Annotated in this window: 9 protein-coding genes; 1 reads left to right on the forward strand and 8 read right to left on the reverse strand. The window is 42.6% G+C overall.

Translation table 11 applies throughout. From position 1 onward, the window contains the following. Nucleotides 1–309: 309 nt before the first annotated feature. A complete protein-coding gene (locus tag H524_RS0112140) occupies nt 310–2,286 on the forward strand; it encodes an AAA family ATPase (RefSeq protein ID WP_027940373.1) in 1,977 nt (658 codons plus the stop codon). 33 nt (nt 2,287–2,319) lie between these two features. On the opposite strand, the gene H524_RS0112145 is transcribed toward H524_RS0112140, so the two are convergent. The 8 genes from H524_RS0112145 to H524_RS0112180 all read right to left on the reverse strand — a co-directional run bounded on the left by H524_RS0112145 (nt 2,320) and on the right by H524_RS0112180 (nt 12,986). Next, entirely contained in the window at nt 2,320–3,081 is a 762-nt protein-coding gene (locus H524_RS0112145; RefSeq protein WP_084281789.1) for a DUF4241 domain-containing protein, read from the reverse strand. 340 nt (nt 3,082–3,421) lie between these two features. Continuing rightward, nucleotides 3,422–3,748 carry a DUF5713 family protein gene (locus H524_RS0112150; protein ID WP_027940375.1) on the reverse strand — a complete coding sequence of 109 codons (327 nt, stop codon included), beginning with the start codon at nt 3,746–3,748 and terminating at the stop codon, nt 3,422–3,424. Between the two features lie 407 nt (nt 3,749–4,155). Beyond that, entirely contained in the window at nt 4,156–5,004 is an 849-nt protein-coding gene (locus H524_RS0112155; RefSeq protein WP_027940376.1) for a YwqG family protein, read from the reverse strand. A gap of 653 nt (nt 5,005–5,657) precedes the next feature. Beyond that, the gene (locus tag H524_RS0112160) at nt 5,658–6,737 is read right to left on the reverse strand and encodes an ankyrin repeat domain-containing protein (protein ID WP_027940377.1); all 1,080 of its coding nucleotides are present in this window, start codon (nt 6,735–6,737) and stop codon (nt 5,658–5,660) included. A gap of 203 nt (nt 6,738–6,940) precedes the next feature. After that, a complete protein-coding gene (locus tag H524_RS0112165) occupies nt 6,941–8,350 on the reverse strand; it encodes a DUF6138 family protein (protein ID WP_044122436.1) in 1,410 nt (469 codons plus the stop codon). Between the two features lie 342 nt (nt 8,351–8,692). Beyond that, the gene (locus H524_RS18025) at nt 8,693–8,923 is read right to left on the reverse strand and encodes an Imm17 family immunity protein (protein WP_052339095.1); all 231 of its coding nucleotides are present in this window, start codon (nt 8,921–8,923) and stop codon (nt 8,693–8,695) included. A gap of 202 nt (nt 8,924–9,125) precedes the next feature. Continuing rightward, a complete protein-coding gene (locus tag H524_RS15880; protein WP_052339096.1) occupies nt 9,126–9,926 on the reverse strand; it encodes a DUF4253 domain-containing protein in 801 nt (266 codons plus the stop codon). Nucleotides 9,927–10,142: 216 nt separating this feature from the next. Continuing rightward, nucleotides 10,143–12,986 (reverse strand): DUF4261 domain-containing protein, encoded by a 2,844-nt coding sequence (locus H524_RS0112180; RefSeq protein WP_027940380.1) that lies wholly within the window; start codon nt 12,984–12,986, stop codon nt 10,143–10,145. Between the last annotated feature and the right edge of the window lie 163 nt (nt 12,987–13,149).

Raw genomic sequence — 13,149 nt, forward strand, 5'->3', positions numbered from 1 at the left:
GGTGCTGTGAAAGGTGATGGAAGCTATGAAGTAACCTATCTGTCAAGCAAACTCACGAAGCGCGGCACACTAAGAGCCATGTACCGCAAAGCTACAAGCACAATCTAGCCTACGCTTAAAACTAACAAAACCAAGCAAGCTAAGCGCGAATAGTCATCAGATAAGGACTAGAGCCATTGAAGCTCATACTGGCTGCATCTACTTGAAGATCTGCAGCTGTGCATCGCTTTGCTGCGCCTATTATGAACTTAAGCGTTATAATATTAAGAGACGATTTCTGTCATGGTGGTCTTTTAAGCAGGGGTGCCTATGGGACGCAGACTCATTACTAACGGTTTTTTAACCTCTTTTGAAAAACTGATTAAAGGTAGTTATGTTTATGTCGATAAGACTAAGTTTGCCTGTGAACTAGCCAATACAGAGGGCGCATACTTGCTAACCAGACCTCGTCGTATGGGCAAGAGCACCATGGTCTTAACCTTGGAGTATCTGTTCTCAAAAGGCACTGTAGGTACAGAAGGTCTCTACTGCCATGATCATTGGCCAGATAAAGAGCGCTACTTTGTCTTTCGTTTTGCGTTCAATGAGATTAAGTGTTGCTCGTATGGTGAATTTAAAGATAAATTGTTTCAACTTTTTAGTAACTATACCTCTTATTTTGGCATAGAGCTCAATCGAGATTTGGATTCACATCTAGCCTTTAAGCAGCTTATTGAGTTTAGTGTGAAAAAATTATCAGATGAGGGCTTTTTAGCACAGCACCCAGAGCTTCAAGACGTAGAGCGCCCATTGTGCACAGATAATGTTGTATTGCTCATTGACGAGTACGATGCTCCTCTGGCAGAAAATTTAGACAATAGTGCTGTATTTAATGAAATAAAGGAAGAATACAAGGCTCTATTTTCAACAATCAAGAATATTACAAACTTTCGTTTTGTCTTTCTTACCGGCGTCAGCTCATACGCTCAGACTTCAATTTTCTCTGGTGCCAATCAGTTTATTAACATCTCACTTGATGACGATTACGCTACTTGCTGTGGATACACTCAACAGGAGATTGAGCGCTCCTTTGCTCCTGAGCTTGTAAAAGCACAAACTGCTCTTAACCTTAGCTATGATGAGCTAATGGCTAAACTTAGCTATTTTTATGATGGCTACCTTTTTTGCACCTCTCCAGCAAAGGCGATTAGCAGCAATAAGATCTTTAACCCAGTTAGTGTTTCATTGTTTTTGACTAAGCCTGAAAAGGGATTTATCAACTATTGGAGTAAAACAGGGGCCAATTCAACCTTCCTTTTCAAGCTCCTCAAGCTATGTTCAGAAGTTTTAGTCAACGATTTGCTCAAAAAACTCTTTGCTGACGTTCCTGAAACAGATAAGAGCCTTGATCCTAGTGTTATTGATTACATCAAGGCTTGGGTTCCTGCGTTAACCCTTAGTATTGATGTTGACGACAATAATCAGCAGCCCCATCGTCTGTTGGAAGTACCAACAGATAGCCTAACTGTCAAACTCGACAATATTAATGCTCTAAATACATACAACGCCATCCCGATCTTATTCCAATCTGGATATTTAGCTATAAAAGCAATCGATGGCGATATGGCAAAGCTAGGTCTTGCCAATCACGAGGTTGCAGCAACCCTAAAATCAATTTTGAATGATAAGAGCATATTTATTGACTCAGATCCATTTAGCTTGTCAGAGAAGTTTTCCCGCCTTAATATGCCAGCTAATGAGATCTTAGCTATCTTCCATGCAGGTGGTGAAACCCTAGCTAACTTTCTTGATGACATGCTCAATACTGCACCAGAACAATTGTTTGCACATAATAACTACGAAAATGTTCTAACTTTCATCATTTTTCTTGCACTAGATCGTACACCAATGGCAGTAGGACGTGAGGTTCATTATGTCCAAGGCCGAGCTGATTTAGTCTTGTACAAGTCTTCTGAAGAGTCATTACTTTCTGATACTGTCATTGAATTTAAGGTTGCTCGCCAAGGTGAAAACGTTCTCAAAAAGCTCGCAGCAGGTGCTAAACAAATTGTAGACAAGCGCTATGGCATTAGTTATAAGAACCCTGATCCTGTGCGCTACTGCATTGTATTTAGCAATGATCTCAGGCAAGTTGGAGCCATTGGTGCTGTGAAAGGTGATGGAAGCTATGAAGTAACCTATCTGTCAAGCAAACTCACGAAGCGCGGCACACTAAGATCCATGTACCGCAAAGCGACAAGCAAAGCCAAGAAAGCTAAGCGCGTAAAGTCAGCAAATAAGGACTAGCCTGCTTAGCTATACGCATGGCTAGTATGACATTTAGTCATTGTATTCGTTGGCAATGTCGATGAACAGAATGTAGACTGCGCAGACATTGCCTTGAGCATCATAGGCAAAATAGACAGGATAATAGCCATCGCCCCAGCCAGATGTGAACATAACAATGGAGGTCTCGCTATTTGGGACAGTGTAATTAAGCCACTCGCCATGACTTAGCTGATAGTCAGGATGGAGCTTGGCGTTTTCACAAAGCAAATCGTCAAAGAGATCATTGTATGGATCAATATCTGGATCCTCTTCAAGCATGCTCTCCCAAACTTTCTTGAAAGCCTTTTGAGCAGCGACGTCGGCAAAGCATCCCATACCTGCATCAACGCCAAAACCAAAGTACTCATCCTCGCCTATTTCTTCATTTAGATTCTCTTTGCCCGTCATCGCCATTTCGTAGCGCACTGCCTTAGCATCAGAGATCTTGAGCTTTGCGCAGGTATAGCGATTACCATACTTTTGATGTGGCACGACACAAAGCTGCACGCTATATGTACCAGGTGCAATGGTCTGTATGAATGGCTCGCAATCTTCTAGCTCAACGAATGGATCGCAGGCAATAATTTGACCTGTAGGAAAGTGTGCCTGTCCAAGATCTAAAATCGCCACATCCATATTGGCAACTTTGCTCTTAGTAAAGTACTCATCAAGGTCGACTTTGCACTGCAGCTTATCTTTAATGGACTCATACTTATCGAGCCACTCTTGAGTTAAGTTTGTCCTAGTATCCATAGCAATCATTTGACGCTTCATAAACTTATCTTCGATAATGCAAGAAGCGTCATCCTCCTTCAAAGTTATATGTAAGCCTATGCTGTCAATCAAGCATCTTATCCAAAGCTTAGCTGTTAATTGCTCTAAGCCCACAGCTCATAATCGAGCATGGACGGTTCGCTCAAGCACCTCCAGCACTCTCAAGCATATACACAAGCATGTACTGGCCATCAAGCATATCTAGCATGCTCAAGGAAGCCTAGCATGCTCAAGCATTGACAAAAACGTGCCCAGAGGCCCCGGTATGGACGCAAGCATTAGCGCAAGCTTGATGGGCTATTGAGCTTAGGTCTTTAGCTGTGATTAACTCTAGTTTACGCTACCAATCGCGCTCTCTGAGAGCCTCTTCAATTTCGATATCGATGCCAAACCACTTGAGGATATACTCAACTGTTACGCCGATTGAGTCTCTAGCAACAGTCTCAATCTCGCTCTCGTTTTCGTCAAACTCTTCTTGCAAGTTGTTGATGGCAATGACGATCTCATCGAGCTTGTCCTGAATTACCTCAACATCCTGCTCACCTGTTTCTAGAAGTGAGATTAACTTGTTAAGCTCGACCTTAATCTTATCGACTAAGAATGGTGGAAAGTAATCATCACGGTACATATCAGCAAGCAGCTGATAGTTTGGATCAAAAGTCTTCATGACAACTCCTAATATTGCCAACAAAATCTTCGAGGCTCATTCAAGAAAAGACATGGCACAACTTGGCTAAACATCAGTACCTTGATGGCGTGCCAAGGGGCCCACTCTTGCTTGCTCTACTAGTTTTGTTGTTTTTTTGGTTTTGTTGGTTTTTTCAAGGCTGCAGCTAGGCTTAAGCTAGAGCCTAGCTAAGCTCTGAAATGAGGGTAGATAACACTTACCTACTCATCCTGTAGCATGAACCTCACTTGGCTCAAAGCTCAGAGACAATACACTCTTTGCATGAGTAGCTGTATGACATGCAAACAAGTAATTGCGCTATTGCACGTACTCATGAATTAGCAAAGCGCAGAATGACAATTTATGCAGCAGCTACTTGATAGTGTGCTTAGTTAGCCAATCAATAGCTAATAGCACTGCAGCACCAGCCACACCTTGTCAAAGCGCCGTGCGACTAAGTCATCTTTTTGAATGAAGAAGTAGATATGGCCGCAATCGCCCCACATCAGCTCAAAATCATTAGTCTCTACTGTATCGAGCTGAAATAAGAGCATCCAGCGGTCGGTGGATGATTTTTCTGCCTCGTTACGAATACTCTTGGGGACATCCTTGTAGCCATCGCCTAATTTGTAGCCTTGAGAGACGAGATCGCACTCTGAGAACATGCTGCCTTGTATAGTATTTGGCCAGCCAAGCAATTGTGAGTGATTCTCATCATCATTGTATGCCCCCATTTCTTCGTAGATTTTTTCGACTTTATCGTCGTCCTCATCACGAATTTCAGGGCAAACTTCACTGATGTCTTCCCATTGCGGGTAGCTATCTTTCTTCTTTAGCTCAATCTTGAGGCAAGGCATAATGAAATCTTCGTCCATATCGCTTGGAAAGGTTGCTGCTCTAAGCTTGGAGACGTCCTCAAAATAATAGACACGCGCACAACCTTTATGCTCTGGATCAAAGCCCCAACGCTGAGTATCAAGCTCATAGAAAAACGAAAGTATGCCGTGATCTGGCAGAAGATGTTCTTTGTCAAACTCGACTAATTCACTGCAGTTAATCTGAGCTAAGAAGGACAGATAGCGCTCCTTCGTTTCATAGTATTTGTCACCAGTGGTAAAGGTTGGCCAGACAAAATCTTCAGGCACATCAGGTACACCGCCAAAACGTCTGCCGCCTAATTTGTATTCTTCTTCATTGCCAATGTTCAAACCAATGGCTTGCTTACATAACTCAAGCAGCTTTGCTTTGACATCCATAGTGCACCTCATAACTAAACTACAGCCAAGCGCCATAGTCCATGCCTTGCTAAAACCCAGTCCATATGACTAGCTTAGTTAGAGTAGCACCATACGTTCACCTTGATTGTTTAGCGCATTAATCTTTTGATGTAAATCAAAATACGCCAACCATCATTCATGAAAAAGCTTGGCCACCTAAGCAGGCCACTTAACTACATCTAGCTTTCTCATGTTTATTCAGACGCCCCAAGTCTTTGTCAGTCTCTACCGAGCCTATTCAGCCCTCTCAGGCCCTCTCAATTGTTTCTTTGCTGATTGAGGCCTCATTAGCTACCTCAATTATTCAGGACTGATGCAGCATCATTAGACATCTCAATTTTCTGGGCTGATTAGGCCTCATTAGCCCACTCAATTTCCTGGGCTGATTAGGCCTCATTACCTCACTCAAGTTTTCGTGGCTTATGCAGGCCAAACTAGGTCTCATTAGGCCACATTAAGCTTTATCAATATACTTAGAGTGCTTGGGTCTTTAGCAATGTTTACTTGGATGATTCGGCTTTTTCACGGCATGGCTTAATGAGCCGATAAGGTCTTTTGAACTTCAAAAGTTCGTGAGTCCTTCGTAACTTGATGTCATCTTTAACTTAAAGGTTTCTTTGACTGTCGTGAGCCTACTTATCAAACTCACCACTAATCATGCCATTGATATAGAAAGCAGGATTGGCAATGAACTCATCCCATTTGCACAGGGGATGAAACTCGTCGTGCTCGTAATCTAAATACCACAGCTTTTTGTCTTTGGCGCTCCAAAGTAATAAGCAGTCGCTATAGTTATCCATTGACTGAAGCAAGGAGAGCAGCTTTTTGCGCTTATACGTAATAACTTGTACATCTATAAGCGTATATAACTGCACCCATCTTACATATTGGCCCTCAGGAAACTCTAATCGGTGCGGGCCGCTCTTTAGATAATTGAGCATCTTAACTGGCAGCTTGAATGGCCGTAACGATAAGAGCTTTTGTTGCTCGTTATGCCAATCTTCTGGCTCTAAAGATTTAAGAAAATCTGCCATCTCATCATTGCCGTTGAGTTGAGCAAGCGAGTATGGCCTATCCCCATACTTATCACTGATTTTGATGTCGGCCCCACGCTCAACTAAATAGCGCACCAGATCAAAATGATTGGCTCGCGCAGCCTCAGTAACCGCCGTAGATGCATAAGGAAAGACCATGTCTGATTTATGGTAGTTAACGTCCACACCCTTTTCACATAAGAGTTTGACTAATTGCATATCCCCATCAGATGCTGCAGCCCGCAGTGTTTGTCCTGCAAACTTAGCTACACTAATGGATGCTTTCTCAAGCATCTCGATCACATGGTAATTTTTGGACCAACGCACTTCTTGAAAAGCACGCTCTTTTTGCTCGCCACTTAGCTTAGCTGCATGAGGGGCAAAAAGCTCAATTAACTCATCAGACCCGCTGCGTATGGCTAACAACAGCAATGCTTGCTCAGCATACAAATCAGGATTAGCACCATGCTCAAGCAGATAATGTGTCATATCAACATCACCGCGTAGCACGGCGATCTCTAAAGGATACAAGCGTGAGTACTCACTAATCTCAATGGCACGATTGACGCAATCGCCATCAGTCAAAAGCTCTTTGAGAGCTTCCATATCATGATTACATATGGCTGCAGCAAGCTTAGGCACACTCTCAAAAGTACCGATATATCCAAGTTTGAACATATGCTTATCCCCTGAAAAAACGTTGAGATGCTGTTAATTGCTCTTAGCTAAATGCTAGTAGCCCGTCTCTTGTGCAGTGCAGCAATGCCTATAGTATTTGCCTCAGTGCAAGAGTGAGGCTTATGCTTGTGCTTATGCTTATGCTTGTGCTTGTGAATGAATGCGTTTTGTGGGTGACTAGTGCCATTGTTTTTGGGCGGCAGTTATGAGCTTTGTAAGAGGCGCTCGTAAAGTTTACGCAGCGGCTCAGGTGCGCTTTCAATAAGTTTCTTGGTATTGTTCTTTTGCTTGCCAAAGAGAGCATACATCAGTTCATCTTGAACATATTGGACAAAACTCTCGTCTTTAGCATCCTTTGCATCAAGATAATCGCCAAGGTGATCCTTGAGGTCGATAAGGGCTGTTAAGCTTTCCTCGTTGGCTATAAGCTTACTAAAGTCCTTGGCCCCCTCAAAGTTTTGCATCGACATGACACCATCAATAAATACGCCCATGGTTTGTTTGGTAAAACCATACTTACGCATGTAGGCAATGATGAACTTAGCTTGCAGCGATGAGTGCTCATCGTCGCAAAGCTTAAGATACTTGCGAACTAATGGAGTGTATTTGAAATCGGCAAGTCCCAATGCAAAGATAGCAAAGGATCCCGGCATGGCGCATTGTTCATCTGAAAGGTTGTTGTAGAACTCATCTTCTTTCATTGCCAAATTGGCATAGCGCTCTATTTTAGGATGCAAGGACTCAAAGGCTACAGCGCAGGCAAAAAGCTGATTAATACCCTTTTTAGGCAGCCCTGGTATAGGCAGATAGCTTTTGTTTGGTCCTCTAAACTCAAGTGCATAACTATCTGGAAAGTCCTCTTGTTCTAAGACTTGGCACAGATAATCTAGCACCTGCTCATAGCACTGAGCACTATCTTCCTTTGCCTGAATACGAATCGTGGCAAAAGCATCATTAGCCTTAGCACTCATTAGCTCAGTCTTGAAGGAACGAATGTCCTTTGGCAATTTGCCAGTGCCATCTTGCTTTAATGCTTTGACCATATCTGGCCTAAGCTGACTTACTAAGGAAAAATAAAGTTGCGTAGTAACGCTCTCATAGCTAGCACCATAGCTGCTATGGCAGACAGCACTATAGCAAGCAAGCTTTAGTCTGTGCTCATCATCCTCATCAAGAGTCACATCGCTCTTAAGCGTACACAGAGAATTGCTGCTGAAGTAGCCTCTCGCACCTCTTTGAATATCAAAGTAGCGCTCAAACACATTGCTTTTAATGAACTTATCTAGTTCATGCTCAATTTCTCGCCATCCAACTAGACGGCGCAAGGATTCAAAGAAGATATAGGCCTCATCATAATCACTCGTAAGCTCAAATCTATTGTTCAAATAGCGCTCAACTATCTGAAATGGCAAGAAGCGCTCACCTGAGTGGTTGCACACTAACGTTGGAAAGTCAGTGCATCTTGCACTTGCCTTGGAGCTGAGAATATCAGCAATACAAGCATCGGCCTCAGCTAAAATACGCTTATCCGTATCTTTCTCGTGAATCAGGTGATAGTTGTACTTGTCATCTTGAGCTTTGCTATCTGTCTTCTTAGACTTATCTTGCACCATGAGAACACCTCAATAACTCAAGTTAACGAAAGTGATGCGTGCCAAACAGTACGATGAGCAACGCAACTATGGATAAACCCAAAGCAACATAGTCGTGATCGAATAATTGCTTGAGCAAGGTTAAGACCACCAAGATGCCAACTATGATGATGACGCCATTCATAAACGCCTCTTGCCATAATTATCTTAATAGCAGCAATTGCCCTTTGCTTTGCCAAAGTCCTAAGCAAAGGGCAATGGCAAGTGCATGAGCTTATAGCTCTGTGCTTAGAGCTTAGAGCGCAGGCTAGCTTGTTTGGCTCGATTGCTTGGCTCGCTCGCAGCCTCAGAGCACTTTGCAAGTTAGACAAATCTATTAATCACGAAATATAGCTCGCATATGATGAGGATGATGCCTAGGCAAAAGAAAATGAAACGCAGCAAACCTCGTGTCATCAAGGGTGCATGAGGTTTACCTGTAGGATCACACAACCAATCCCAATTGCGTATGGAGCCGACTACCAAGAGAACGCCAAACAAGGCAAAGATGAAGTCACTGTACTCACTAATTAGCTTTTCTATCGTCATAAGCATCAATCCATCATATGCTCTTAAGATGATGGGGCTATTTAAGGCACCAAAGCAAGGTGCCCTTTTGTCCCATCATCAAAGTAAAGCACATTAGCAAGATAACTTCATCAATACATACAAGACTTTAGCTTGGCTCATATGCATGAGACTCATCAGTCTAACCGGCATGCAATCAGGCAAGCAAAATTGCATGCATGCACCATGACTAATCCCACCAGAAATACCAATGCTTAGAACGCCACAAAGTGTCTGCAAGAGCGCCCACTGTTTCAGTGCCTTGAGAAACAATGTCTTCACAAAATACATATTGTTCAAGAGCAACTTCCATGGCTACATTTTTTGCAATGGCCTCAGGGAGATCAAACTCAAGTACATCATGGGTTAGTACTGCAGGTATGGCACCGTACTTTTCAAACCAATACTTGCTAACTTCCATCAGAACCTGAGTGTCAGGACACTCATTCCAATTGCCAAAAGGCACATAGGCAAATACCTCCCAAGGATGCTTAACTGGGATCTTGGCTAAGATTAGAGGTAATGTGCATTTGTCGTTGTAGTCCCAATAGCCACTAAAGCCATCACCATCTTCGCCCTCGTCGCCACCCTCCATAGTGCCCACAATCTCTGTGTCCCAATCAATGTCATCTTCCTTAGCATATGACATTGAAACATCGAGCATCTTATTGAGAGTGTCTTTGCCATTGCCAAGACTGAGTGACAAATGCTGCTTGCGGTAAGAGGCAACCGAATCTTTGTCAAACTCGTACATATCTTCATTGTCTTCATCGCTGTTCATGATCAGACAATCAAAAAGAATCTCGTCGACGGCAATTAACATAGGCACATAGCCACCTTGTTGTGCTTGAGCCTTTGCCTCTTTTAAGGCCTGTAAGATCGGCGCATCATCAGTGCTAGGCGCAAAGAAGGTACACTCACAGCCTAAATAGTCCATCATAACTTGAGCAAGTTCAGGGATGTCCTGCTCAAGAGCTTTTGTATCGACCATAAAAAACTCCTATTTTCACAACACGAAAAGCGCACTGCCAAAGCAAATAACGACAGCACACCGTCAAGCTTGTACAGCATGCCTTAGCAAGGTACGAGCTATAGCTAAATTCCCACGGACTTGTCCGTGGGGTTGATGATGGTAATGAGAGCAAGATGTGACTTGTAACTCCATGTCAAAGCGCTTTAGTCTTGCTCTGTGAAGCTTTTAGTTTTCTTAATACTCGATCTTGAGTGTTTGCAGTCCACGGAGCGCTACCCCCTCAGATCGTGTAATGGCGTGTTCATCTTCTGCGCTAAAGCCTATGATGTCCCCATCCTTAAATGTCAAATCGTTCTTAATAATATTTTCTGCAACATCATAAAGGAAATTACGCAATTGATTAGGATCGCAATCAGCGTCAAGCACCTCTAGCTCGTCTTTACCAAATGCCTCAAGTCCATATGTGTATGCACTATAGCCTTTTTTAGTTTTGTGAATGCCAAACCAAATCCAACAATCAAGCGGCAACTCATTTTCTTTGATGAGAGAAGCTGCGTTGATATAGAAATCTTTTTGCACAAGTACATCGTTGATGTAAACGGCAGATGCTGATTTTAGTGAGCAACATGCAGCTGTTACCTTGGCAAAGAGCTTGGCACGTTGCATAAGATCACCCTTTCGACCCATAATCGTGATCGTGATATTGGCCTTATAATTTTGAGGTGCTGCTTGAGCGCCTTCCCACATGTAATTATCATATGCGGCCATCTCGAGATTCTCACTTAGCCTGCGAGGATTGTATCCAACGATTGCAAACAGTTTACCCTGTTTAACAATTAGCGCCTCGGACGATTTATCTTTTATCACCCAATGATTGCTGTTATCGCCTTCCTCCGCATTACAGACAATGCCCCACTGAGTTTCTAAGTTCTTAATTAATGCTGCTTTGTAAAAACCGATCTTATCTAGCAAGATACAGCAGAAGAACAAACCTTTACTATCTGTACCTTCATCTTCATCTTCTTTTGACTCAGCATAATTTGGCTTATAAATGAGCGGAGTTGAGCGTTCAGCGATTGTAGCTTTGCACTCATCAATTAGCTTTAAAGCAGACTCATCATCAGGGTCAAGCGACGCCCATTTTTTGGCATGAGTAATGGCTCTTTCTTCTTGGTCATATAAGGACTTATAGCCCAAAGCCAAATACTTAAATCTGCGCACATCATTTTTGCCCTTTGCCTTGAACTCTTTTAACAACATAATGGAGCGCAGCAAAGCTTCATCTGCTTTGTGTATTGGAGTTTGTTGTAATCTATCACCCTTAATGGCGTAGTTTTGCAACGCTCTGACTAAAAGATAAGCATGGTTGTAATCCCAGTACTGACGATCTACGCTCTCAAGAGCCGTAATGCACTTGAGGTACTCATTTTGAGTATTGAGCTTTTCAATTTGCTCATAAAATGCTTGAGGTTGTGTAAGATCATAGGCAATAAGCTTAGTGTTACGCTTGCCACGCTTACTCTTAGCGTGCTTATCTGCAGTATCTTGTACTTGATAGCTTCTAACGTAATTGATGCCAAAATTATGTGTTTGGCCATCATCTTGAGTTTGTTTAATGGTTACTGTGCCTACTTTGTAACGGAATGAGTGGAAAATAACATGTTCGATGTCGCTTTCATTGAAAAAGTCATATACCGCATCTAAAAATGGACGCAGATCCCAGATCATTACATCCACATAACCATAGCCTAGGCCTACAGCAGTGCCTACAACTTTAACCACATCGCCAAGCCCATCCTTAGTCAAATATTCCTTAAACTTATCGCTAAAAGCAAGAATCTTCTCAGCACGATCAGAGCCTATAAAGTTGTATAAAGAAAAGGCGATAAACCCTGCACAAATACCTTGTTTATGCAGTTCGTCCAGAAGTCGTTCATCACCAGTCTCATAGCGATCAAGAAGCTCAGGTGCACTAGTTGTACCTGCACAAATATCTTCTCGCCAAATCTTGTATGGATTGTTATCGGGCTTACCATTATAAAGTTTAAAGGTTGACGCAAGATATTGCTCGGCGCTGATATCTAGATCACAGCCCTTTGATCTGAGCGTACTTTCAAGCTCGTAAAGATAAATGAACTTACCTGACTTAGGCTTATCTAAGATATCTAAATCGTAGATATGGCGCATATTAGCAATCTCGCCAATCGCGATGTCTATAAAATTGTCAAGATACCATGATGCAAGCGCATAATTTTCTGAGCGAGTCTGCAATAGTTTTGGGCAATAAGCTGAAACATTGAACAGCGTGTCATCTTCTTTAGTTACCCACAGTTTTACATCGCCGCCAATGAGTTCAATACCATCTCTCTTATAAGAGATATCCCTGCTAGCTTTTGTTCCAAGAGTTATGTTCCAGTGCCTTTTGACAATTTTCTTGAACTGTTGCTTTAAGAATAACAACTGATGCAGGGCATAATCGCCACCATCAGGGCTAAAAACAAGCTCGTAATGCAATATGTGAGGGATAGCGGCTATGCGTTTAGTGGGCAGGACTGGCAGAAAGATAGCTGAAAGCTTCTGCAATACACGGTGAGCATAACCTTCTTTGTCCAGATTATCCAAAAGCCTGCGTATTTCTCTTTCTTGATCAGCAAATGATAGGCACGCCATGAGGACGCGTGCTCTATAGCTGCGCTCATAAACAGGCATAGTTAAGCGCTTGATACATAGTGCAATATTTGACTTACTACTGAATTCATCAGGATCTTCCTCACTAGCACACTCAAAATACTTAAGCGCACGTCCCTCCTCATTAAGTAAGAAATATGCGTTGCCCAAAATGAAGTTCCACATGAATGACTTACCCAAGAGCAGCTCGTGTGACTCTAAAAGCTCAATAGCCCTCTGTATCATGTGGCTGCCATTCTTTACTCTTGCGCCTTGATTAGTTAAGGCTAGAGCCAGCTGTAAATCCATTTCAGGTGTGCGCTCATTAGGCTCGATACCATCAAGAGCTTTAATGACCTTGCTAAAATGTTCTTCTTGGATCCACTTTTGGCACTTCTGTAAGATATCCATTGTCACCTCATAAGAAACTGACACATAGACCTGGTCCTTTTAGAAGGGGGCAGAAGTGCCGACTTTCTTGCTAAGTTAGTTAGATTAGATGATTGTCTTGCGACTCAATATTGATAATAACATTGATTAAGACGAGAAAACCCTACCACGCCTTGCTACTCAT

Origin of the sequence: Anaerobiospirillum succiniciproducens DSM 6400, from assembly GCF_000482845.1 — a bacterium.
GTDB lineage: Bacteria > Pseudomonadota > Gammaproteobacteria > Enterobacterales > Succinivibrionaceae > Anaerobiospirillum > Anaerobiospirillum succiniciproducens.

What these genes read in the sequence shown, in the direction of transcription:
- H524_RS0112140 (WP_027940373.1), top strand. Translation starts at nt 310, where the DNA reads ATGGGACGCAGACTCATTACTAACGGTTTTTTAACCTCTTTTGAAAAA.
- H524_RS0112145 (WP_084281789.1), bottom strand. Translation starts at nt 3,081, where the DNA reads ATGAAGCGTCAAATGATTGCTATGGATACTAGGACAAACTTAACTCAA.
- H524_RS0112150 (WP_027940375.1), bottom strand. Translation starts at nt 3,748, where the DNA reads ATGAAGACTTTTGATCCAAACTATCAGCTGCTTGCTGATATGTACCGT.
- H524_RS0112155 (WP_027940376.1), bottom strand. Translation starts at nt 5,004, where the DNA reads ATGGATGTCAAAGCAAAGCTGCTTGAGTTATGTAAGCAAGCCATTGGT.
- H524_RS0112160 (WP_027940377.1), bottom strand. Translation starts at nt 6,737, where the DNA reads ATGTTCAAACTTGGATATATCGGTACTTTTGAGAGTGTGCCTAAGCTT.
- H524_RS0112165 (WP_044122436.1), bottom strand. Translation starts at nt 8,350, where the DNA reads ATGGTGCAAGATAAGTCTAAGAAGACAGATAGCAAAGCTCAAGATGAC.
- H524_RS18025 (WP_052339095.1), bottom strand. Translation starts at nt 8,923, where the DNA reads ATGCTTATGACGATAGAAAAGCTAATTAGTGAGTACAGTGACTTCATC.
- H524_RS15880 (WP_052339096.1), bottom strand. Translation starts at nt 9,926, where the DNA reads ATGGTCGATACAAAAGCTCTTGAGCAGGACATCCCTGAACTTGCTCAA.
- H524_RS0112180 (WP_027940380.1), bottom strand. Translation starts at nt 12,986, where the DNA reads ATGGATATCTTACAGAAGTGCCAAAAGTGGATCCAAGAAGAACATTTT.